This is a genomic window from Stenotrophomonas sp. 99219_Sma, assembly GCF_056480785.1.
The window spans coordinates 808,410-830,033 of record NZ_CM151117.1 but is presented as its reverse complement, the minus strand read 5'-3'; the positions used below and the strand labels follow the sequence as shown (position 1 = coordinate 830,033).

Annotated in this window: 19 protein-coding genes, 5 tRNA genes and 1 pseudogene; 3 read left to right on the top strand and 22 right to left on the bottom strand. The window is 65.1% G+C overall.

The features are described from left to right. Positions 1-301: 301 nt before the first annotated feature. The 13 genes from rplL to ACZK13_RS03710 form a co-directional block, all read right to left on the bottom strand. Positions 302-670 (bottom strand): 50S ribosomal protein L7/L12, encoded by a 369-nt coding sequence (gene rplL, locus ACZK13_RS03770; RefSeq protein WP_010480374.1) that lies wholly within the window; start codon positions 668-670, stop codon positions 302-304. Positions 671-733: 63 nt separating this feature from the next. Further along, a complete protein-coding gene (gene rplJ / locus ACZK13_RS03765) occupies positions 734-1,270 on the bottom strand; it encodes a 50S ribosomal protein L10 (protein ID WP_010480377.1) in 537 nt (178 codons plus the stop codon). A 386-nt stretch (positions 1,271-1,656) separates the two neighbouring features. After that, positions 1,657-2,355: a 50S ribosomal protein L1 gene (rplA, locus tag ACZK13_RS03760; RefSeq protein ID WP_004154350.1), complete on the bottom strand. Its 699-nt coding sequence runs from the start codon at positions 2,353-2,355 to the stop codon at positions 1,657-1,659. 4 nt (positions 2,356-2,359) lie between these two features. Continuing rightward, positions 2,360-2,788, bottom strand: a complete 429-nt coding sequence (gene rplK, locus ACZK13_RS03755) for a 50S ribosomal protein L11 (RefSeq protein WP_004145248.1) — start codon at positions 2,786-2,788, stop codon at positions 2,360-2,362. Between the two features lie 298 nt (positions 2,789-3,086). Further along, complete coding sequence (gene nusG / locus ACZK13_RS03750) at positions 3,087-3,647, bottom strand: transcription termination/antitermination protein NusG (RefSeq protein WP_004154362.1); 561 nt, start codon at positions 3,645-3,647, stop codon at positions 3,087-3,089. A 10-nt stretch (positions 3,648-3,657) separates the two neighbouring features. Beyond that, positions 3,658-4,071: a preprotein translocase subunit SecE gene (secE, locus tag ACZK13_RS03745; protein ID WP_005408202.1), complete on the bottom strand. Its 414-nt coding sequence runs from the start codon at positions 4,069-4,071 to the stop codon at positions 3,658-3,660. Positions 4,072-4,120: 49 nt separating this feature from the next. Next, positions 4,121-4,196 (bottom strand) — tRNA-Trp (locus ACZK13_RS03740). 103 nt (positions 4,197-4,299) lie between these two features. Beyond that, positions 4,300-5,490, bottom strand: a complete 1,191-nt coding sequence (tuf, locus tag ACZK13_RS03735; protein ID WP_004154360.1) for an elongation factor Tu — start codon at positions 5,488-5,490, stop codon at positions 4,300-4,302. Between the two features lie 41 nt (positions 5,491-5,531). After that, positions 5,532-5,607 (bottom strand) — tRNA-Thr (locus ACZK13_RS03730). A 49-nt stretch (positions 5,608-5,656) separates the two neighbouring features. Beyond that, positions 5,657-5,730: transfer RNA gene (locus tag ACZK13_RS03725), tRNA-Gly, on the bottom strand. Positions 5,731-5,754: 24 nt separating this feature from the next. Continuing rightward, positions 5,755-5,840, bottom strand: a tRNA-Tyr gene (locus ACZK13_RS03720). A gap of 138 nt (positions 5,841-5,978) precedes the next feature. Continuing rightward, entirely contained in the window at positions 5,979-6,995 is a 1,017-nt protein-coding gene (locus ACZK13_RS03715; protein ID WP_253144850.1) for an isoaspartyl peptidase/L-asparaginase family protein, read from the bottom strand. Between the two features lie 105 nt (positions 6,996-7,100). Then, positions 7,101-8,120, bottom strand: coding sequence for a cyanophycinase (locus ACZK13_RS03710; RefSeq protein ID WP_478445466.1), 1,020 nt, complete (start codon positions 8,118-8,120; stop codon positions 7,101-7,103). Between the two features lie 170 nt (positions 8,121-8,290). Here ACZK13_RS03710 and ACZK13_RS03705 point away from each other — a divergent pair. Continuing rightward, a pseudogene (locus ACZK13_RS03705) lies at positions 8,291-11,046 on the top strand (TonB-dependent receptor plug domain-containing protein). A gap of 603 nt (positions 11,047-11,649) precedes the next feature. On the opposite strand, the gene ychF reads toward ACZK13_RS03705, so the two are convergent. From ychF to ACZK13_RS03660, 9 genes are all read right to left on the bottom strand, one after another. After that, entirely contained in the window at positions 11,650-12,741 is a 1,092-nt protein-coding gene (gene ychF / locus ACZK13_RS03700) for a redox-regulated ATPase YchF (protein ID WP_014036087.1), read from the bottom strand. A 98-nt stretch (positions 12,742-12,839) separates the two neighbouring features. Beyond that, positions 12,840-13,421: a DMP19 family protein gene (locus tag ACZK13_RS03695; protein ID WP_478450495.1), complete on the bottom strand. Its 582-nt coding sequence runs from the start codon at positions 13,419-13,421 to the stop codon at positions 12,840-12,842. Between the two features lie 41 nt (positions 13,422-13,462). Next, entirely contained in the window at positions 13,463-14,041 is a 579-nt protein-coding gene (pth, locus tag ACZK13_RS03690) for an aminoacyl-tRNA hydrolase (protein ID WP_125895169.1), read from the bottom strand. A 48-nt stretch (positions 14,042-14,089) separates the two neighbouring features. Then, positions 14,090-14,707 carry a 50S ribosomal protein L25/general stress protein Ctc gene (locus ACZK13_RS03685; protein WP_014036085.1) on the bottom strand — a complete coding sequence of 206 codons (618 nt, stop codon included), beginning with the start codon at positions 14,705-14,707 and terminating at the stop codon, positions 14,090-14,092. Between the two features lie 110 nt (positions 14,708-14,817). After that, entirely contained in the window at positions 14,818-15,777 is a 960-nt protein-coding gene (locus ACZK13_RS03680) for a ribose-phosphate diphosphokinase (protein ID WP_005415400.1), read from the bottom strand. A 139-nt stretch (positions 15,778-15,916) separates the two neighbouring features. Continuing rightward, positions 15,917-15,993, bottom strand: a tRNA-Gln gene (locus ACZK13_RS03675). An 11-nt stretch (positions 15,994-16,004) separates the two neighbouring features. Further along, complete coding sequence (gene ispE / locus ACZK13_RS03670; protein WP_125895167.1) at positions 16,005-16,874, bottom strand: 4-(cytidine 5'-diphospho)-2-C-methyl-D-erythritol kinase; 870 nt, start codon at positions 16,872-16,874, stop codon at positions 16,005-16,007. Beyond that, positions 16,871-17,530, bottom strand: coding sequence for a lipoprotein insertase outer membrane protein LolB (gene lolB, locus ACZK13_RS03665; RefSeq protein ID WP_253144839.1), 660 nt, complete (start codon positions 17,528-17,530; stop codon positions 16,871-16,873). Before lolB ends, ispE begins: the two co-directional genes overlap by 4 nt. Continuing rightward, positions 17,527-19,212: a tetratricopeptide repeat protein gene (locus tag ACZK13_RS03660; RefSeq protein WP_182267307.1), complete on the bottom strand. Its 1,686-nt coding sequence runs from the start codon at positions 19,210-19,212 to the stop codon at positions 17,527-17,529. The genes lolB and ACZK13_RS03660 overlap by 4 nt, the downstream gene beginning before the upstream one ends. A 63-nt stretch (positions 19,213-19,275) precedes the next feature. On the opposite strand from ACZK13_RS03660, the gene hemA reads away from it, so the two are divergent. Both hemA and prfA read left to right on the top strand, forming a co-directional pair. Then, on the top strand, positions 19,276-20,559 hold the full coding sequence (hemA, locus tag ACZK13_RS03655) for a glutamyl-tRNA reductase (protein WP_253144836.1): 1,284 nt from the start codon (positions 19,276-19,278) through the stop codon (positions 20,557-20,559). Continuing rightward, complete coding sequence (prfA, locus tag ACZK13_RS03650) at positions 20,537-21,619, top strand: peptide chain release factor 1 (RefSeq protein ID WP_253144833.1); 1,083 nt, start codon at positions 20,537-20,539, stop codon at positions 21,617-21,619. The genes hemA and prfA overlap by 23 nt, the downstream gene beginning before the upstream one ends. Positions 21,620-21,624 lie beyond the last annotated feature (5 nt).

Sequence of the window (21,624 nt, the reverse complement as noted above, 5' to 3'; positions counted from 1 at the left end):
GTGCGCCCACGATCCGAAGGGAACTTGAAATTGTCAGTTGGAAGTCGCTGGTATTGCCGGCACCAGCACGCCTTCTCCCGCTACTTCCAACTGCCAACTCGTCTGCATCCACTCCCCCGCTGCCGCGCTCTGCGCTGGCCTGCCGGGGTCTGACCGCAGCCCGTGTTGGGCTTTTTCTGCTTTTGAAACAGTCGACTAACAGTCGACCCTACCGGTACTGCAACAACGACCAAAGGCCGGGGGCTTACGCCCCCAGCCTTGGCTGCATCGCCGTGAATCGGTGACGATGCAAGGTAACTGCTTACTTGACTTCGACAGTCGCGCCAGCAGCTTCCAGGTCCTTCTTCATCTTCTCGGCGTCGTCCTTCGAAGCGCCTTCCTTCAGGACGCCACCGGCTTCGGCCAGGTCCTTCGCTTCCTTCAGGCCCAGGCCGGTGATGGCGCGGACGGCCTTGATGACTTCGACCTTCTTGTCGCCGGCCGACTTCAGGGTGACGGTGAACTCGGTCTGCTCTTCAACAGCAGCGGCCGGGCCAGCAGCAGCAGCCACGGCAACCGGAGCAGCGGCGGAGACGCCGAACTTCTCTTCGATGGCCTTGACCAGCTCCATCACTTCCATCAGGGACTTCTCGGCGATGGCGTCGACGATCTGTTCGTTGGTAAGGGACATGATTAATACCTTTGGATGATTTTCTGGGTTGAGGTTCCGTCAGGAACCACGGTAAGTCGAAACTCAGGCGGTCTCGGCGGCCGGCTCGGCAGCGTCGGCGGCGACGTCGCCACCACCCTGCTTCTCGCCAACGGCCTTGATGGCGCGGGCAAACATCGTGACCGGCTCGGTCAGGACGCGGGCCAGCATGGCCAGGGCCTGGTCGCGGGTCGGCAGCGAGGCCAGCACTTCGACGTGGCTTGCCGGGAACACTTCGCCACCGATGGCGACGACCTTAGCCTTCAGCTTGTCGTTGCCCTTGGCGGCTTCCTTGATCAGGCGACCGGCAGCGCCGGGCTCCTCGAGCGAGAACGCGTACAGCAGCGGACCAACCATCTGGTCCTGGGCGACTGCGAACTCGGTGCCTTCAACGGCGCGCGAAGCCAGGGTGTTCTTGACAACCTTCAAGAAAACACCGGTTTCACGAGCCTGCTTGCGCATCGCGGTCATCTGGGCGACCGTGGTGCCAGCGTATTCGGCTGCGATCAAGGAGTGGGCCTTGGCGGCGACGTCTGCCAGCTCGGCGACTACTTCTTGCTTCTGGGACAGATTGAGAGCCATTGCACTCCTCCTATTGAACTCCGCTTACGGCTCCTGCCGTGTGCGGTCCTGTGCGGCATCCGTCCTGGACGCCGGGAACATCGGGATGATGTTCCGGGGGTGGGCCGTTCTAGACCTGGAGTGGGCCAACCTGGGAAACCCAGACGTGCGTGAACCAGAAAAACTCCAGAAGGGCACCATCTACGCAGGGTGATTCCGGGGAATCGATTAAGCGCTCATGACTGCTCCGGCGGCGACTCCTTGCCAGATCGAGCTTCCGTGCCCGTCGCCGGTATTGCCACGACCGCGCCTGCGGTCTTTGACGGCTACCGCGGGCGATGTACGGCCAGCGATGCCTTCAAATGTCACGGTCACGGCACCGAAGGTACCGTGACCGCTTGAAACAATTACTTCAGGGTCAGCGACGACTGGTCGACGGTGACGCCCGGGCCCATCGTCGAGCTGACCGAAACCTTCTGCAGGTAGGTGCCCTTCGAGGTGGCCGGCTTGGCCTTGATCAGGTCCAGCAGCAGCGCGGTCAGGTTCGACTTCAGCGCGTCTTCGGCGAAGTCGGCCTTGCCGATGGTGCAGTGGATGATGCCAGCCTTGTCGGTGCGGTAACGGACCTGACCCGACTTGGCGTTCTTCACGGCTTCACCCGGGTTCGGGGAAACGGTGCCGACCTTCGGGTTCGGCATCAGGCCGCGCGGGCCCAGCACGGTGCCCAGCTTACCGACGACGCGCATGGCGTCCGGGGTCGCGATGACGACGTCGTAGTTCAGATCGCCGGCCTGCATCTTCTCGGCCAGATCATCCATACCGACGGCTTCGGCGCCAGCGGCCAGGGCTTCGTCAGCCTTGGCACCGGCCGGAGCGAACACGGCGACGCGGACCGACTTGCCGGTACCGGCCGGCAGCACGGTGGAGCCACGGACCTGCTGGTCGGACTTCTTCGCATCGACGCCCAGGCGCACAGCGACGTCGATCGACTCGACGAACTTGGCCTTGGTGGCGCTCTTCAGGATGTTGATCGCGTCCTCGAAGGCGTATGCCTTGCCCGGAACGACGGCGGCCTTGATGGCCTTCTCACGCTTGGTCTGTGCCATCTTATTAACCCTCCACCACGAGGCCCATGGAACGGGCAGAGCCAGCGATGGTACGCACGGCGGCGTCCAGATCGGCGGCAGTCAGATCCGGTTCCTTCGCCTTGGCGATCTCTTCCAGCTGCTTACGGGTGACCTTGCCGACCTTCTCGGTGTTCGGGCGCTTGGAGCCCGACGAGATGCCAGCGGCCTTCTTCAGCAGGGTGGTGGCCGGGGTGCTCTTGGTGATGAAGGTGAACGTACGGTCCGAGTAGGCCGTGATGATCACCGGAACCGGCAGACCCGGCTCGAGCTTCTGCGTGGCAGCGTTGAACGCCTTACAGAATTCCATGATGTTCAGACCGCGCTGACCCAGCGCAGGACCGACCGGCGGCGAGGGGTTGGCCTGACCGGCCTTCACCTGCAGCTTGATGTAACCGACAACTTTCTTTGCCATGTGAGTACTCTCCGGGTGCTAGCGCCTTTCGACAACAGGCTCCCCATCGGACCGGGAATCACGCGTCCCGGCATCGCGTTTTGAAATCATGCTGAAGGCCACCTTGCGGCGGCCTCGTCCTGCTGGCTTCCCAGCGGGGAGCCGCGCACTATATCAGGTTTTTTCTTCACATGCCTGAAGCGGCACGTAAACGGACGAAACCGGGCAAAGCCCGGTTCCCCTTGTAGAGTCGAGCCATGCTCGACTGCACCGCCATCCGGAGCCTGGAGTCGAGCATGGCTCGACCCTACAGGACCGGTCAGACGGCCTTTTCGACCTGGCCGAACTCGAGTTCGACCGGAGTGGCACGACCGAAGATCAGCACCGAGACGCGCAGACGGCTCTTCTCGTAGTTGACTTCTTCGACGACGCCATTGAAATCGTTGAACGGGCCGTCGGTAACGCGGACCATCTGGCCCGGCTCGAACAGCACCTTCGGACGCGGCTTCTCGACACCTTCCTGAACGCGATTCAGGATGGCTTCGGCCTCGGAATCGGCGATCGGCAGCGGACGGTCGGCGGTGCCGCCGATGAAGCCCATCACGCGCGGGGTTTCCTTGACCAGGTGCCAGCTTTCGTTGTCGATGCGCGGAATACCGGCTTCTTCGTGGGTCTCGATCTGGACCAGCACGTAACCCGGGAAGAACTTGCGCTCGGAGCGGCGCTTCTGGCCAGCGCGCATCTCGACCACTTCTTCGGTCGGGACCAGGACATCGCCGAAGCGCTCTTCCATGCCGTCACGGACGATGCGATCGCGCAGAGCCTGCGCCACCGACTTCTCGAAGCCCGAATAGGCGTGAACGACGTACCAACGCTTCATGCAATTCTCCTTAGCGGCTCAGGAACAACTGAACCAGCCACTGAATGACGTAATCGAACCCACCCAGCAACAGACTGAGAATGGTCACCACCACCATCACGACCCAGGTCATGCGGATGGCTTCCTGGCGCGTCGGCCAGACCACCTTGCGCAGTTCGAAGCGCGACTCGGAGAGGAATTCGCGGGTGTCGCGCCCCTTGCCGGTCAGCATGAACACGCCGATACCGCCAACCAGACCGACCACAACCGCCAACGCACGCAGCTGACCCGCCCACGCACCCAGCTGGGTGGCGCGACCGGAGTCGGCGGAGAACCAGAACCAGACGAACAGACCGGCCAGCACCAGCAGCGATGCGGCGACGTACTTGACGATATCCCCGCCGTTGGCGGAGTTGTCCTTGGAGTGTTCGATCTTGCTATTCATCCGGCTGTGTCTGCTTTAGCGGCCCAGGCCGCTGGATAAGGTGGGCAGATGGCACGCCAGGAGGGACTCGAACCCCCAACCTGCGGTTTTGGAGACCGCTGCTCTGCCAATTGAGCTACTGGCGTACGTGTTGAAACTTGCCTTCCCTTAGACGGCGAAGGCGGACCGAGGTTCCCGGCCCGCCATTCGCGTAACCGGCGGCGCTATGCAACCACCGGTACTGCAGGCTTACTCGATGATCTTCGAGACCACGCCGGCGCCGACGGTACGGCCGCCTTCGCGGATAGCGAAGCGCAGGCCTTCGTCCATTGCCACCGGGTTGATCAGGGTGACGACCATCTTGACGTTGTCACCCGGCATCACCATTTCGACGCCTTCCGGCAGAGCAGCTGCGCCGGTGATGTCGGTGGTGCGGAAGTAGAACTGCGGACGGTAGCCGTTGAAGAACGGGGTGTGACGGCCGCCCTCGTCCTTCGACAGGACGTAGACTTCGCCTTCGAACTTGGTGTGCGGCTTGATCGAACCCGGCTTGGCCAGAACCTGGCCACGCTCGACGTCGTCACGCTTGGTGCCGCGCAGCAGCAGGCCAGCGTTGTCGCCTGCCTGACCCTGGTCCAGCAGCTTGCGGAACATTTCAACGCCGGTCACGGTGGTCTTCTGCACCGGACGGATGCCGACGATTTCGATTTCGTCGCCAACCTTGATCACGCCGCGCTCGATACGACCGGTCACCACGGTGCCGCGGCCCGAGATCGAGAACACGTCTTCCACCGGCATCAGGAACGGCTTGTCGATCGCACGCTCCGGCTCCGGAATCCAGCTGTCCAGGGCATCGACCAGCTTCAGGATGGCCGGCACGCCGATGTCGCTCTGGTCGCCTTCCAGCGCCAGACGGGCCGAACCGGCGATGATCGGGGTGTCGTCGCCCGGGAAGTCGTACTTGCTCAGCAGCTCGCGCACTTCCATCTCGACCAGCTCGAGCAGCTCGGCGTCGTCAACCATGTCGGCCTTGTTCAGGAACACGACGATGTACGGCACGCCGACCTGACGCGACAGCAGGATGTGCTCGCGGGTCTGCGGCATCGGGCCGTCAGCGGCCGAGCACACCAGGATCGCGCCGTCCATCTGGGCGGCACCGGTGATCATGTTCTTGACGTAGTCAGCGTGGCCCGGGCAATCGACGTGGGCGTAGTGACGGACCGGGGATTCGTATTCGACGTGCGCGGTCGAGATCGTGATACCACGAGCCTTTTCTTCCGGCGCGGCGTCGATCGAGGAGTAGTCCTTGAACTCGCCACCGAAGCGCTCGGCACCGATCTTGGTCAGTGCGGCGGTCAGCGTGGTCTTGCCGTGGTCGACGTGACCGATGGTGCCGACATTGACGTGCGGCTTGGTGCGCTCGAACTTACCCTTGGCCATGGCTGCTTATCTCGAATTCGTCTGAGAGGTGATGCTTAAGATGGTGCTCACGAAAGGAATCGAACCTTCGACCTCTTCCTTACCAAGGAAGTGCTCTACCGACTGAGCTACGTGAGCCGAGTTTTGCATTATGACATGAACTCGATAATATTCAAAGTTCATTCAATGGAGCGGGAGACGGGAATCGAACCCGCACCATCAGCTTGGAAGGCTGAGGTTCTACCATTGAACTACTCCCGCGCCGGGAATGTCACAACGTGAAACTGGTGGAGGGAGGTGGATTCGAACCACCGAAGGCGTAAGCCAGCAGATTTACAGTCTGCCCCCGTTGGCCGCTTGGGTATCCCTTCCTTACCACCCCATTCCGTTGCCGCCGAAGCGTTGCGGTGTGTGGTGGTGAGCCGCTTATTCTGCTGATGGGACGGGGGGCTGTCAACGCTTTTTTCCACTTTTTTCACACGCTGTCGCAAACCCATTGATACGCAAGGTTATTGCCCCGGGACCGCAAGGGTCTCGTTGGCGAAAATTGCGACATGAGGGACGCCGTCGCCGCCGATCCAGCCCCGATACATGCCCTGGGTGTTGAATGGCGTGGCCATTTTTCCGTCTGCAGCGAGCACGATCGCACCGCCGTCACCCCCCATCTGCGGAATCGTCTCGTTGATCACGCCCTTGCCGGCCTGTTCCGGCGTCTGCCCCTGGTAGCGCATGCGTGCGCAGATCTCGTGCGCGGCCGCGGTGCGGATGTAGTACTCGCCCCAGCCGGTGCCGGACACCGCACAGCGCGCATCGGCCCAGGTGCCTGCACCGATGATCGGCGAGTCACCCACCCGGCCATAGCGCTTGTTGGTCATGCCGCCAGTGGAGGTACCGGCGGCCAGGTGCCCCTGCACATCCAATGCGACTGCACCGACGGTCCCGAAGTGCTTTGCAGTCTCCAGGTCGGCATGCGCCTGGCCACTGGCCTCTTCTTTCAGTGCACGCTGCAGCTGCTGCCAACGCTTCTCCGTACGGAAGTAGGAGGGATCGACCAGAGACATCCCCTGCTCGACCGCGAAGGCTTCGGCGCCCTGCCCCACCATCATCACGTGCCTGGATTGCTGCATCACGGTCTGCGCCAGCAGGATCGGGTTGCGCACCCGCTGCACGCCGGCCACCGCGCCCGCCGCCTGGCTCGCGCCATCCATGACAGCCGCATCCAGCTCGTTATGGCCGTCGTGGGTGAACACCGCACCCTTGCCGGCGTTGAAGGTGGGATCGTCCTCCAGGACGGTGATCGCAGCGGTGACTGCAGCCAACGCGGGGCGACCCGCCGCCAGCTCCGCATGCCCCTTCAACAGGGCCGCCCGCAGCGCGTCACGTGCGGCCTTTTCCTCGGCCGGCGACAGGTCCTTGCGCTCGACGCCGGCGCCGCCGTGGATGACCAGCAGCGGTGAAGCCGCCGGTGCGGCCTGGGCAAGCATGGGCAGGGACAACAGTGCGGACAGCGCCAGGCGCAGTTTCATCGGGTACGTCTCCAGCAGAACGAGTGAATGGATTGCGGGGTAGTGCCGGCCGCTGGCCGGCAAGGGGCGCATCAGGGAAGATGAGTTGCCGGCCAGCGGCCGGCACTACCGAAGCGTGAACTCAATCTCGCCGTCGCTGACGTCGGCCATCGCCTGGTAATCGGCGTCGGCCTGGAAATCGTCCAGGCGCATGCGGCTGCCGCTGGCGACCACCGTCACCGGCACTGCATGGAAGCGCAACGGCTCACCTTCGACCATGCGGTCCGCATCACGCCCGGGGCTGACCACCCAGACCTTGCCTTCGCCGTCGGCGCTGTAGACCTGTGCCTGGCCATCGGGCTCCACGCACAGGGCGGTGTCCTCGTCGACGCCGATGCCGACGATGTCGGGGTCGCCACTGTCCTGCGCGGCGCGCGCCACGAACACGATCAGGCGGCCGAGCCGATCGCGCTTGTCGAAGTGGGTGTCGGTGACCACGCGCTGCAGGTAGGGCATCTGCAGGAAGCCACTGTCCATGGTCACCGCACTGCCCATCGGGTCGGCCAGCGCACCGGCGGAGGTGATGCTGCCGCCGTCCATCGCGCCGTAGGCATAGCCACCGAGGATGGCCAGCCCGGCGCTGGTACCGGCAATCGGCTTGCCGGCGCGCACATGGGCATTGAGCGCGCGGTTGAGCGCGGTGCCCTTCCAGAAGCGGATGTAGCGCGACTGGTCACCACCGGCAATGAAGATGGCATCGGCCGCAGCCACCACGCGCAGCACGGCCGGATCGTCGGCGCCGCGGCGGCTGTCGAAGACCAGCGTCTGCACTGCGGTGGTCCCGCCAATCTCGCGATACAGGCGGTCCTGCAGCTCATCACTGCCAGAAGCGCGCAGGATCAGCACGCGGCCGTTACCGGCCTGCTTCAGCCACCAGTGAAAGGCCTCCGGCACCCATTCGCCACCGCCCATCAGCATCATGGCCGGCGCGCGCGGGCCGGGCCGGGGTGCGTCAAGATCCCCGGCTTCGTAGTAGGCGAAGCCCGGGCCCTGCAGGTCCTGCGCAAGGGCGGCCAACGGCACGGCCAACACCAGCAGCGCCAGCCAGGCGAAGGGGGCACGCAGGGTGCAATGGAGGCGTCGCATCTTGATCTCCCTGAACAAAATCGACTTGCAAGCGTTTTCACTCTTTGCCAGATAGGGACCCAGTAGTCAAGGGCATAAAAAAGGCGTTAAATGCGCGCGCCCATTCCGGAAATCTGAATGGGGGACAGGGCCCCTCCTCTGCGGGCCGGCTTCATTTCCGAGAATTCCTCATGCGTAGAAAGGCGATGGCGTGGTCGATCCAGCTGGCGTTGATGGGCGTGGCTGCTTCCGCGGCGGCCCAGGCACCGGCCTCCTCTTCGGTTCAACAACTGGATGCGGTGCAGGTCACCGGTTCGCGCATTCCGCGCGCCCAGGTGGAAGGCCCCGCCCCGATCACGGTGATCAGCGCCGAGCAGATCCGCTCCAGCGGCTTCACCAGCGTGCCCGACGTGCTGCGCTCGATGACCCAGAACGGCGGTGAGACGCAGAGCCAGCAGTCGTCCAGCGGCGCCGACTTCTCGCCGGGCGCCCAGCAGGTGGACCTGCGCGGGCTGGGCCCGAACCACACGCTGGTGCTGGTCAATGGCCGCCGCATCGCCGACTTCCCGATGCCGTTCAAGGGCCGCAGCAACTTCACCGATGTCTCCAACATTCCGCTGGGCATGATCGAGCGCATCGAAGTGCTGACCGGCAGTGCCTCGGCCATCTACGGTTCGGACGCGATCGCCGGCGTGGTCAACTTCATCCTGAAGAAGAAGGCCGACGGCACCACCGTCGACATGCGCATGGGCACCACCAGCGAAGGCGGTGGCGAGTCGTTCGACATGAGCCTGGCCAGTGGCTTCAGCCGTGGCAACTTCAACGCCGTGTACAGCGTTGAACTGCAGTCGCAGACCCCGCTGTGGGCGTACGAGCGCGATATCCAGGATTCGACCCAGGACGCACCGACTGAACGTACGCGTGCCGCTCGTCGCGCCTATCTGCGCACGGACTACAACGACGACTATCTGGATCCGGGCGCGACCACCTGCGAAGCGCTGGCCGGGCAGAACCAGGGCAGTACTTACCATGCCTACCGGCCGCGCTCCGGCTGGTATTGTGGCAGCGATACGTCAATCGGCTACGGCACCATCCTCAGCAAGCGCCGCGGCGCCAATGGCTACGCCTCGCTGAGCTACGACTTCGACAACGGTCAGCAGTGGTTCGCCGACGTGCAGCTGGGTTATCACACGATGTCGCTGATGCGCGATGTGACGTCCTGGGGCTACATGAGCTCAGACGGCAATGAAGCGGGCTATTTCAGAAACATTGCCAGCACGGAGGCCGATCAACAGATCGAATCCTGGAACCGCCAGTTTTCGCCGGAGGAAATGGGCGGCCTGCGCAACGGCATGGTGCGCAGCACGCAGAAGACCTTCAGCGTGACCACTGGCTTCAAGGGCAATCTGACCGGCAACTGGGACTACGAGGCCGCGCTGAGCCATTCGCAGTACCAGTCGCGGATCAGCTGGGCGAAGATCATCGCCGCTAAGGCCAATGACCTGCTCCTGGGCCCGCAGTTGGGCGATTACACCGATGACGAAGGCAACGTATTCCCGATTTTCAATGCCGACCCGTCACGCCTGTACCGGCCGCTGACCCGCGCCGAGTACGATTCGATCGCAGCGCGCACCACCTACACCCCGAAGTCGCGCACCGAAACGGCTGCGTTAACGCTGACCAATTCCGCGCTGTTCGGCCTGCCGGGGGGGATGCCGGCTTTGCCGCGACCGTGGAAGTGGGCCAGCAGGCGTACTCGCTCAATCCCGATCCGCTGGCGACCCAGTACTACTACTACAGCTGGAAGGATTCGGACGGCAACGGTTCGCGCAACCGCTGGGCCACAGCGGCCGAACTGCGCATGCCCCTGCACGAGACGGTCAACCTGAGCGTGGCAGGCCGCTACGACCAGTACCGCTATTCCGGCCACACCATCGGCAAGGCAACTTGGAGCGGCGGCCTGGAATGGCGCCCGATCGACACGCTTCTGGTACGCGGTTCGTATGGCACCGCGTTCCGCGCACCGGACCTGCACTACGTGTTCGCCGGCCCGGGCAACGACGAGACTGACGTAGTGGATCTGTACGACTGTCGCGCCAATGGCACCGAATGCGACGAAGACGTCAGCATCATCCGCAGCCGCACCGGCAATCGCCAGCTCGACCCGGAAACCAGCACCTCGTGGAGTGCCGGCTTCGTCTGGTCGCCGGCAATCGGCCTGGATCTGTCGGTGGACTGGTTCGACATCGACATGCGCAAGCAGGTGCAGGACATGGAAGTGCGCACGATTCTGGCCAGCGAAGCGAACTGCCGCCTCGGCAGTGCCGACATCAATTCACCGACCTGCGTGGACGCGCTCGACCGCGTTACCCGCACCAGTGATGGCCGCCTGTACGGCGTGCGTGTCGCCCCGATCAACGTCGCCCGCGAATCCACCTCCGGCATCGACATCGGCTTGCGTTACCGCCTGCAGACCGGTATCGGCGACTTCATCCTCAACGGCACCCACACCTGGGTGAAGAAGCACGACTTCCAGCGCTACCCCGGCGACCCCGTCGAAGATCAGTTCGCGGTCAACAGCGGTTTCGATATTCCACGCACCAAAACCAGCCTGAGCGTGACCTGGGAGAAGGCTGCGTGGTCGGCGACAGTCTACGGTTCACGACTTGGCAAGCTGCCAACCTATGACAGCTACGGCCAGACCTTCGACTGGGACAGCGGTGACAGCCCGTACATCAAGGCAACCTACCGCTACAACGCGTCGCTGCAGTACCGCTTCGACGACCACTCGCGCCTGTCGCTGTCGGTGGTCAACGTGTTCAACAAGATGCCGCCGAAGGACGCCACGTACACCGCGTATCCGTACTACGACGTGTCCTGGTTCGACAGCGTCGGCCGCACCATCAACCTGCAGTACACCCACAAGTTCGGTGGCAGCGCGCTGTAAGGCACGCCGCATTGCAGAACGTGGACGACAGGGCCCGCCATTGGCGGGCCTTGTTGTTTGGGAACCTGGCTCTGGTAGATGCCCATCTTGGTAGGCATTCGTTGCCGCGCACCCGCCCTGGGTTTTCCACACCGCACGTGGAAAGCGATGGGGGTTTGGTGTGGACAAGTCCCTGCGAGCCACGCATTGCAATGGTTTCGAAGGGTGGCAATTTTTTGTCCAGACAGAATCCGGGTTCTCCACATGCGCCGTGGAAAGCGATGGGAACTACGTGTGGACAAGTAAGTGGGAGTGTTGCCACGCAAGCGTTTCGAAGCATGGCGAAAATTTATCCACACTGCCCGGGCAATCCCTGCAGAGCCGACCCCATGCTCGGCTCCGGCTGGCATCAGCCGAGCATGGGCTCGGCCCTGCAGCGATACGCAGGGTTTTCCACACCGTGCGTGGAAAGCGGTGGGGGTTTGGTGTGGACAAGTACTTGCGAGCCCTGTGCCGCAGGCGCTTCAGAGCATGATCAATTTTTGTCCACGCATGCAACCGACGCCGGAAACGCGAACGCCCCGCACAAGGCGGGGCGTCTTGGGTCGATCCGATGCCGCTGGATCAGACGTTGAAGCGGAAGTGCAGGATGTCGCCTTCCTGCACTCGGTATTCCTTGCCTTCCAGGCGAAGGCGACCGGCTTCCTTGGCGCCGGCTTCGCCCTTGTACTTGATGAAGTCGTCATACGCGATGGTTTCGGCGCGGATGAAGCCCTTCTCGAAGTCGGTGTGGATGACCGCGGCGGCCTGCGGGGCGGTGGCGCCCTTGCGCACGGTCCACGCGCGGACTTCCTTCACGCCAGCGGTGAAGTAGGTCTGCAGGCCGAGCAGGCTGTAGGCCGCGTTGATCACGCGGTTCAGGCCCGGCTCGCTCAGGCCCAGATCGGCCAGGAAGGTATCGCGGTCTTCGTCATCGAGCTGGGACAGCTCCTCTTCGATCGCGGCCGACACCGGCACCACTTGCGCGCCTTCGGCGGCAGCATGCGCGCGCACGGCTTCCAGGTGCGGGTTGTTCTCGAAACCGTCTTCCAGCACGTTGGCGATGTACATCACCGGCTTCAGGGTCAGCAGGAACAGATCGCGCACCAGCGCCTTCTCTTCCTCGTCCAGGCCCACCGAACGGCCGGACTTGCCGTCGGACAGCGCCGCCTGCAGCTTGGCCAGCACCGGCTTGCGCGCCGCGGCGTCCTTGTCACCACCCTTGGCCGCACGCTCGGCGCGGTTCAGCGCCTTCTCGACGCTGTCCAGGTCGGCCAGCGCCAGCTCGGTATCGATGGTTTCGATGTCCGAGATCGGGTCGACCTTGTTGTTGACGTGGATGACGTCGGCGTTCTCGAAGCAGCGCACCACGTGGGTGATCGCATCGACTTCACGGATGTGCGCCAGGAACTTGTTGCCCAGGCCTTCACCGCTGGCGGCACCGGCCACCAGGCCGGCAATGTCGACGAATTCGACCGCGGTCGGGATGACCTTCTGCGGGTTGATGATCGCTGCCAGCTCGTTCAGGCGCGGATCCGGCACCGGCACGATGCCGACGTTCGGTTCGATGGTGCAGAACGGGAAGTTCGCCGCGGCGATACCCGCCTTGGTCAGCGCATTGAACAGGGTCGACTTGCCGACGTTGGGCAGGCCGACGATGCCGCATTTGATACCCATGGGTTGAATCCGGGTTTGAGTGTAAGTGGATGATTCGGGATTCAAGGCTCACCCGCGGGCATGCCCTCAATCCCCAATCGTCCTTCCAGTGGCCCGCGCTAGAACGCGGCGTAAAGCTTGTGCTTCTCAGCGTAGGCCTGCAACACAGCCGAAAGCCCGAGCGACTTCTCAGCATCGCAGAATCTCTGGCTCAAGCGGTCCAGCAGAACCTCGACACCATCCGGCAATTGATCATGCTGACCGTACATCCTTTGCCAGCGAACACCTTCATCCATCGGTACTGCTTCATCACCGAACAGGGCCATCTTGGCTTCTTTCAGCACGTCGCGCAGTTCGACCAGCCCCAATTCTTCAAGACCAGCAAGCGTCCCATCGTAGTAGGCGCCTGAGGAGCTATCAAAGTATGTCCCGATCCCACCGCGCCACACTTCGCCGCTAACCACCGAAACCATGTAGTACCGCTGATCGGCTATCGAGAGCCCTTCCAATCCACTCTCTGTCCTGTGAACCTGATCCACAAGCCAGCGCCAATAGCGTCCTTCCGGGGAATCATCAAAACGCCCCTGCGCTTCGCGTATCTCCCGATTTCGCACCCTCGCCTCTTCCATGCTTTGCCGCGTGCCATTCCGGCAAGGCATGCAGAGCCCATCGTTCCGGGCCGCCGTCGCCAGCAGGATCATGGCGCCACACACGGTGCAGGGAGTACGCGGGTCGGTCATGGTCAGCGCGGGGTATGAAGCCGCTTCATCGCTTCGCTGAAATCGCCCTGCACCGCCAGCGGCAGCACGTCGATCGCATCATCGATGGCGCGCGCGATCAGCACGTCGTCGTCCTTGGACGGGCGCCCCAGCACCCAACCCACCACGCGGTCCTTGTGGCCAGGATGGCCGATACCCACGCGCAGGCGATGGAACTTGCCGTGGCCGAGCAGGCGGATGGTGTCGCGCAGGCCGTTCTGGCCACCGTGGCCACCGTCGAACTTCAGCCGCGCCACGCCGGGCGCCAGGTCCAGTTCGTCGTGGGCCAGCAGGGTTTCTTCCGGCTCGATCTTCCAGAACCGCTGTGCGGCGGTGACCGACTTGCCGCTGAGGTTCATGAAGGTGGCGGGCTTGAGCAGCCACACCGTCTGCCCGGCGATCTCGACCTTGGCGGTCTCACCGAACAGCTTGCTGTCCACATTCCATCGCGCACCGGCTTTTTCCGCCAGGGCCTCAACGAAATGAAACCCGGCATTGTGCCGGGTCCGGGCGTGTTCCGATCCGGGGTTGCCCAGACCGACGATCAGTCGCAGTCCTGCCATGGTTCCTTCCAATACGGTGCCTGCCCGGAGGCAGGCACCGTAGCGGTATTACTCGGCGGCAGCCGCTTCTTCGTCAGCCGCGTCGGCCTTGCCGGCCTTGGCGGTGACGATGGCGTCGTCGTGGTCCTTGCCCAGCGCCAGGGCCGGGATTTCCACGCCCTTCGGCAGCTTGATGTTGGACAGGTACACCACGTCACCGGCCTTCAGCTCGCCCAGGTCGACTTCGATCGACTCCGGCAGGTCCTTCGGCAGGCAGGTGATGGTCACTTCCTTCAGTTCGTGGGTGACCACGACGTCGGCAGCCTTGCCAGCCGGCGAGGTGTCTTCGTTGATGAAGTGCAGCGGGACCGAAGCGGTCAGGGCTTCGTTCTCGTTCACGCGCTGGAAGTCCAGGTGCATGATCAGCTGCTTGTACGGGTGGCGCTGCATGTCACGCAGCAGGACCTTCTGCACCTGGCCGTCCAGGTTCAGGTCCAGGATCGAGGCATAGAACCACTCGTTCTGCTGGGCCAGCCAGATTTCGTTGTGGTCCAGGCTGATGGCGACCGGCTCGGCGTTGCCGCCGTACACGATGGCCGGGATCACACCAGCGTGACGCAGGCGGCGGCTCGCACCCTTACGCTGCAGTTCACGCTTGGTGACCTTGATTTCATGGGTCTTCGACATTTTCGACTACTCAGGTTGTTGCCGCGCCTTGCGGCGTGGCGGTTGAAGATGCTTCCGCGACCAGAAGCACCCGGGGTATGTCCCCGCCGTTGCCGGCAGGGACGAAAAACTCAGTCGACGTACAGCGAGCTGACCGACTCGCCGAAGGCGATGCGGCGCATCGTTTCGGCCAGCATTTCCGCCACGCTCAGCTGGCGGATCTTGCTGCACACCCGCGCTGCGTCTTTCAGCGGGATGGTGTCGGTCACCACCAGCTCGTCGAGCTGGGAATTGGTGATGTTGTCCACCGCCGGGCCCGACAGCACCGCGTGGGTGCAGTAGGCGGCGACCTTGAGCGCACCGCGCGCCTTCAGGGCAGCGGCAGCGGCGCACAGGGTGCCGGCGGTATCGACGATGTCATCGACCATCACGCAGGTCTTGCCTTCGACGTCACCGATGATGTTCATCACGGTGGAGACGTTGGCGCGCGGGCGGCGCTTGTCGATGATCGCCAGATCGGCGTCATCCAGGCGCTTGGCGACCGCACGGGCGCGGACCACGCCGCCCACGTCCGGCGACACAACGATCAGGTTCTCGGTGCCGTAGGCGCGCCAGATGTCGGCCAGCAGCAGCGGGGACGCATACACGTTGTCCACCGGAATATCGAAGAAGCCCTGGATCTGGTCGGCGTGCAGGTCGACGGTCAGCACGCGATCAGCGCCAGCGGTGCTGAACATCTTCGCCGCCAGCTTGGCTGTGATCGGCACGCGCGAGGAACGCATGCGGCGATCCTGGCGCGAGTAGCCGAAGTACGGCACCACGGCGGTCACGCTGGCCACCGATGCGCGCTTGAGCGCGTCGATCAGCACCAGCAGTTCCATCAGGTTTTCCGCGCTCGGCGCGCAGGTCGGCTGGATCACGAACACGTCCTGCTTGCGGACGTTCTCTTCGATTTCCACCTGCACTTCACCATCGGAGAAATGCGAGACCAGCGCCTTGCCCGGGCGAACCCCCAGTTCCTTGCAGATGTTCTGCGCCAGACGTTTGTTGGCGTTGCCGGAAAAGACCAGCAGGTTCGGGGACTCTTGCATCATGATTGTCTCGGGCGGGGACGAGTGGCGGGGATCCGGAGTCGGCAAGGACCCGATGGACCCTTGCTGCTGACAACACCGCGGTTGTTTCCACGTCCCGCGCAGGCGATGCGCTGGAAGGCGCGGACACAGCCGCTATTGGCAGGGGCGGTAGGATTCGAACCTACGAATGCCAGGATCAAAACCTGGTGCCTTGGGCCTCTTGGCGACGCCCCTGCATTGATAAATCAGTGTTGCTCGAGTGCATCCAGCAGTGGCGAACGCGCAACGCCCGCTGCCACCCTTGCCCGCAACTCCTTCGGCAACTTCGACCGTCCCTGCTCTGCGGCAGACTGCGATGCGAACTCGACGAAACAACCACTTCCCGAACCGGTCAGCCGCGCCGTGCCGATGTCGCTCAACGCTGCGAACGCTGCCTCGACGGCAGGCTCACGGCGGCGCAGCACCGGTTCGAACGCGTTCCCGACCAGGGTTCCGGAAGCGAAGTCCTCTATTTTCGCCACTGGGCTGTCGCGCGTCAAATCCGGGTCTGCGAACAGGGCCGGGGTGGGAACATGAACGCCCGGTTCAACCACCACATACCAGGCCGGTTCCAGCACGATCGGCTGCAGGCGCTCGCCCACCCCTTCGGCCCAGGCATTGCGCCCGCGCACGAACACCGGCACGTCCGCACCCAGGCGCAGGCCCAGCGCGGCAAGCGCGTCCTCGTCCAGACCGGCCCGCCACAGGCGGTTCAGCACCACCAGCACGGTGGCGGCATCGGACGAACCGCCGCCGAAGCCGCCACCGGCAGATACATGCTTTTCAACGACGATGTCCGCACCTTGCGCGACATTTGCCACTTCTTTGAGCAATCGCGCGGCACGCACCGCCAGATCATCGGCCTCGGCCACGCCAGCCAGCCCCTCGCCCTGCCGGCGCACCTGGCCGTCTTCACGCAGGCGCAGGCCGATGCGGTCGCCCCAGTCCAGCAGCCGGAACACGGTCTGCAGCTCGTGGTAACCGTCGGCGCGGCGGCCGGTGATATGCAGGAACAGGTTCAGCTTGGCCGGGGCCGGCCACCAGGACCAGCCCGCGTCGTCGACTGCCCCGCTCATGGCGCGCCCTGCCCCCACTGGTCCACCAGCAGGCGTACCTTGGCGTCGCCATTGCTGGCTTCGATCCGGCGCGGCAACGCCGGGCGCCCGGCCTCGGCCGGGTACCAGTCCAGGTACTGCACCTGCCAGCCCATCTGCTGCATGCGACGCGGCCGGCCTTCACCATCGCGCTCGACCTTCTCCGGGCCAGCGGCGTCGCCGGCCACCAGGCCACGGATCCACTCCGGCAGCTGGTTGACCGGAATGTCCCAGCCGGTCGCCTCCAGCAGCAGCTGCTGGGCGTCCTCGCCATCGCGCGGACCGCCGGCCAGCCCTTCCAGGCGGCCAGCTTCGGAATGGGTATCGCCGGTCAGCTTCCAGCTCTGCCGGGTCACCGGCGCGCTCAATTCGACCACATAACGGCGCCCTTCCTGCTTCCAGTCGATGCGACCGCTGCCGCCGTCCTTGCCCTTGCTGACCGCGACCCGACCCTGGAAGGCCCAGTCCGGCCGTGCCTGCAGCGCGGCCACGCGTGCGGCCTCGGCCTGCGCCGCTTCGGCCGAAACGATCTCGACCACCGCCGGCGCCGGGGTCTTCTGCGTGCCCACGCTGGTGCAGGCGCTGACCGCCAGGGTCGCGGCCGCCAACAGCAGCGGCCGGATCAGGGAAACACTCATGGATTGAATTTCTCGCGGGCGCGCAGCAGCGCGCGGTTTTCAGGGTCGAGCTTGGCCGCTTCCTCGAAGAAATGACGGGCCTCATCGTGCTTGCCCAGCACCCACAGCACTTCGCCAACGTGCGAAGCGATCTCCGGGTCCTTGGCCAGGGTCCAGGCCCGGCGCAGCTGCACCAGTGCCTCTTCCTTGCGGCCCAGGCGATACAGCACCCAGCCGTAGCTGTCGACGATGGCGGCGTTGTCCGGTTCGGCCACGCGGGCGCGGTCGATCAGCTCCAGTGCTTCCTGCAGGCGGCCGGTGCGATCGGCCAGGGTGTAACCCAGCGCGTTCAAAGCCGGCACGTTCTCCGGCTCGGTCACCAGGATCTTGCGCAGATCCGCCTCGGCGCGCGGGATATCGTCGCGGCGTTCCCAGGTGAGCGCACGGGCGTACAGCAGGCCGTTGTCATCCGGGTATGCGGCCAGGCCGCGGGCCAGCGCATCCAGTTCACCGGCACTGTCGTCGGCGCGCTGGCGCAGCTCGGCTTCCAGCAGGTAGGCGTCGCGGCGCACATCGTCGTCGACCACCGCATCGGACTGGATCGCATGCACTTCGTCCAGCGCCAGCGGCAGGCGCCCGGCCAGGGCCTGGGCATTGGCTGCGCGCAGGCGCGCTTCGCTCAGCTCATCGCCACCAGGCACGCTGTGGTACCACTGCACCGCCTCGGGATAACGCTTCAGGTACTCGGCGATCTTGCCCAGCAGCAGGCGCTGCGCCGGGTCCGGCTTGGCCGCCTGCCGCGACAGTTCGTTATAGAGATTGGACAGCGCGGCCTTGTCGCCCTGCTTGGCCAGCAGCGAGGCGCGCATGCCCCAGGTCTGCACGTCCTGCGGGCCGAACGCCAGCACGCGCTCGGCGGCGGACGGCTGGCCGAGACTGTCATAGGCAATGGCCACCGCATTGCGCAGTTCCGGGTCCTGGCGGGTCTTCGGCTCCACATCGTGCAGCAGCGACAACGCCTTGCCGGTCTCTCCCGCCTGTTGCAGCTGGCTGGCACGCAGCAGCGCCACACGTGGCTCTTCCGGGAAGCGCTTGACCACTTCATCGATCATGCGCCGGGCCAGCTCGGGCTTTTCCATGCGCAGGGCCAGGCGGCCAAACTCCTGCCAGGCTTCGATCTTCGGCGGAATGGCATTGGCGTCGACCAGCTCACCCAGCACCTGCGCGGGCACCGCTGGATCACGGCCGCCACCGATCAGTGCGGCCAGGGCGAACTTCCAGCCGCGCTCGTCGGGGTCGGCCAGCAGGCCCTGCAGTTCGGTGCGGGCCGCCTTCACATCGCCCTGGCGCATGGCCAGCGCACCGGCCGCACTGCGCATGGTCAACGAACGCGGGGCGCGCTGCTGCCACAGGGCCAGGCCCTTGGCGGCGCTGGCATCATCGTTGGCGAGCATGGAAATGCGGGTCGCGCGCTCGGCCAGGCCGGCGTCGCCGTCGGTCTGCTGGGCCGCCTGCAGGTACCAGCGCGCGGCCTCGGCCAGCTTGCCGGCCTGCAGGGCGAACTCACCGGCCATCACCGGTTCCAGCGCCAGTTCCTCAGTGGCCGCGGCCCGCACGGGGGCCTTGGCCGGCACCGCCGCCAGGGCCTGGCTGCAGGCCAGGGACAGCAGCAGAACACTGGGGATGCGAATCAATGCGGGCATCGTCGGCATCGGGGCCTTAAAATGTCGTCCAATGGCCAGCAGCTTATCGCAAGCAACTGAACAATGACCCTGTGGGTGCTCGGACTGAATCACCAGACCGCACCGGTGGAGCTGCGCGAACGCGCGGCCTTCGCCGGTGAGGCATTGCCGCGCGCGCTCGGTTCGCTGCGCGATACCCCGCAGATCGCCGAGGCGGTGCTGCTGTCCACCTGCAACCGCACCGAGCTGTACGCCGTGGCCGATTCGGCACAGGTGCTGGACCAGTGGCTGCACACCCAGGCCGGCGACCTGCAGGGCTACCTGTACCAGCACGCCGACGCCGCGGCCGTGCGCCACCTGTTCCGGGTCGCCACCGGGCTGGACTCGATGGTGCTGGGTGAACCGCAGATCCTCGGCCAGGTGAAGGATGCCTGGTCGACCGCGCGCGACCATGGCCTGCTCGGCCAACGCCTGGACCGCCTGTTCCAGCAGACCTTCTCGGTGGCCAAGCGTGCGCGCACCGATACCCAGGTCGGCGCCAACCCGGTATCGGTGGCGTCGGCTGCGGTGCGCCTGGCGCAGAACGCGTTCGCGCGGCTGGACGATTCCACCGTACTGCTGGTCGGTGCCGGCGAGACCATCGAACTGGCTGCACGGCACCTGAGCGAAGGCAAGGTACGCCGGCTGCTGATCGCCAACCGCACCCTCGCCCACGCGCAGGAACTGGCCAGCCGACATGGTGGCGTGGCGCTGCCGCTGACCGAACTGGACCGCCACCTGGGTGAGGCCGACGTGGTGTTCTCGGCCACCGCTGCGCGCGAACCGGTGATCCATCGCGAAATGGTGGCCAAGGCCCTGCGCGCGCGCCGGCACAAGCCGATGCTGCTGTTCGACCTGGCCGTACCGCGCGACATCGAGGCCGAGGTCGGCACGCTCAACGACGCCTTCCTCTACACCGTGGACGATCTCGAACGCGCGGTGGAAGACAACCGCCGTGGCCGCCGCGAGGCCGCCGCCGAAGCCGAGGCGATCATCGACCTGCAGGTGTCGCGCTTCGTCGAGACCCAGCAGGCCAGCGCCCACCAGGCGCCGCTGCGGCAGCTGCGCGCGTTCGGCGAAGCCACCCGTGCCGAGCTGCTGGAGCGCGCACGCCAGCAACTGGCCAACGGCAAGCCGGCCGACGAAGTGCTGGAGCTGCTTGCCCACGGCCTGACCAACCGCCTGCTGCATCCGCCGACCGCCGCCCTGCGTGCGGCCGCGCTGAGTGGCGATGCCGACCTGACCCGCGCCGCCGAGCGCCTGTTCCCGGCCACGCCGGGTTACCGCCACCCACCCGTGAGACCCGATGACGCCGACCCTGCGCCGTAAGCTGGAAGCGCTGGCCGAGCGCCGCGAAGAACTGGAACGCCTGCTCGCCGAACCCGATGTGGTCGCCGACAACACTCGTTTCCGCGACCTTTCGCGCGAATTCGCCCAACTTGAACCGATCGCCATCGCCCTGGCCGATGAAGCCCGTGCCAAGGCCGATCTGGCCGCCGCCGAAGGCATGCGCGCCGACCCGGACCTGCGCGAGCTGGCCGATGAGGAAATCGCTGCTGCACAGGCGCGCCTGCAGGAACTGGAGCAGGAGCTGGCGCTGCTGCTGGTGCCGCGCGACCCGCGTGACGAAGGCAACCTGTTCCTGGAAGTGCGCGCCGGTACCGGCGGCGACGAGGCCGCGATCTTTGCCGGCGACCTGTTCCGCATGTACGCCCGCTACGCCGAGCGCCAGGGCTGGAAGGTCGAGATCGAATCGGACAGCCCGGGCGAGCATGGCGGCTACAAGGAAGTGGTGGCGCGCGTGGTCGGGCGTGGCGCGTTCTCGCGCCTGAAGTTCGAATCGGGCACGCACCGCGTGCAGCGCGTGCCGGCCACCGAATCGCAGGGCCGCATCCATACCTCGGCAGCCACCGTGGCGATCATTCCCGAGGCCGATGAGGTCGATGACATCGTCATCAACCCGGCCGACCTGAAGGTGGATACGTTCCGTTCGTCCGGTGCCGGCGGCCAGCACGTCAACAAGACCGAATCGGCCATCCGCATCACCCACGTGCCGACCGGCGTGGTGGTGGAATGCCAGACCGAGCGCAGCCAGCACGCCAACCGCGACAAGGCGATGAAGCGCCTGAAGGCACAGCTGCTCGATGCCGAGCGCCAGCGCCAGGACGCGGCGCAGGCCGAGTCGCGGCGCCTGCAGGTGGGCAGCGGTGACCGCAGCCAGCGCATCCGCACCTACAACTTCCCGCAGGGCCGGATCACCGACCATCGCGTGGAAGGCCTGACGATGTACGACCTGCCCAACGTGCTGGCCGGCGACCTCGACCCGCTGCTGCAGCGGCTCAGCCACGAGCACCAGGTCGACGCCCTGGCCCAGTTGTCGGCGGGCTGAGTCGC

Coding starts and splice junctions, on each gene's coding strand:
- ispE (WP_125895167.1), bottom strand. CDS start 16,874: ATGAGCGGGGCAGTCGACGACGCGGGCTGGTCCTGGTGGCCGGCCCCG.
- pth (WP_125895169.1), bottom strand. CDS start 14,041: ATGGCAGGACTGCGACTGATCGTCGGTCTGGGCAACCCCGGATCGGAA.
- hemA (WP_253144836.1), top strand. CDS start 19,276: ATGACCCTGTGGGTGCTCGGACTGAATCACCAGACCGCACCGGTGGAG.
- ACZK13_RS03680 (WP_005415400.1), bottom strand. CDS start 15,777: ATGCAAGAGTCCCCGAACCTGCTGGTCTTTTCCGGCAACGCCAACAAA.
- ACZK13_RS03695 (WP_478450495.1), bottom strand. CDS start 13,421: ATGATCCTGCTGGCGACGGCGGCCCGGAACGATGGGCTCTGCATGCCT.
- ACZK13_RS03660 (WP_182267307.1), bottom strand. CDS start 19,212: ATGCCCGCATTGATTCGCATCCCCAGTGTTCTGCTGCTGTCCCTGGCC.
- rplJ (WP_010480377.1), bottom strand. CDS start 1,270: ATGGCTCTCAATCTGTCCCAGAAGCAAGAAGTAGTCGCCGAGCTGGCA.
- nusG (WP_004154362.1), bottom strand. CDS start 3,647: ATGAAGCGTTGGTACGTCGTTCACGCCTATTCGGGCTTCGAGAAGTCG.
- rplA (WP_004154350.1), bottom strand. CDS start 2,355: ATGGCACAGACCAAGCGTGAGAAGGCCATCAAGGCCGCCGTCGTTCCG.
- ychF (WP_014036087.1), bottom strand. CDS start 12,741: ATGGGTATCAAATGCGGCATCGTCGGCCTGCCCAACGTCGGCAAGTCG.
- rplK (WP_004145248.1), bottom strand. CDS start 2,788: ATGGCAAAGAAAGTTGTCGGTTACATCAAGCTGCAGGTGAAGGCCGGT.
- lolB (WP_253144839.1), bottom strand. CDS start 17,530: ATGAGTGTTTCCCTGATCCGGCCGCTGCTGTTGGCGGCCGCGACCCTG.
- ACZK13_RS03710 (WP_478445466.1), bottom strand. CDS start 8,120: ATGCGACGCCTCCATTGCACCCTGCGTGCCCCCTTCGCCTGGCTGGCG.
- ACZK13_RS03685 (WP_014036085.1), bottom strand. CDS start 14,707: ATGTCGAAGACCCATGAAATCAAGGTCACCAAGCGTGAACTGCAGCGT.
- tuf (WP_004154360.1), bottom strand. CDS start 5,490: ATGGCCAAGGGTAAGTTCGAGCGCACCAAGCCGCACGTCAATGTCGGC.
- ACZK13_RS03715 (WP_253144850.1), bottom strand. CDS start 6,995: ATGAAACTGCGCCTGGCGCTGTCCGCACTGTTGTCCCTGCCCATGCTT.
- prfA (WP_253144833.1), top strand. CDS start 20,537: ATGACGCCGACCCTGCGCCGTAAGCTGGAAGCGCTGGCCGAGCGCCGC.
- secE (WP_005408202.1), bottom strand. CDS start 4,071: ATGAATAGCAAGATCGAACACTCCAAGGACAACTCCGCCAACGGCGGG.
- rplL (WP_010480374.1), bottom strand. CDS start 670: ATGTCCCTTACCAACGAACAGATCGTCGACGCCATCGCCGAGAAGTCC.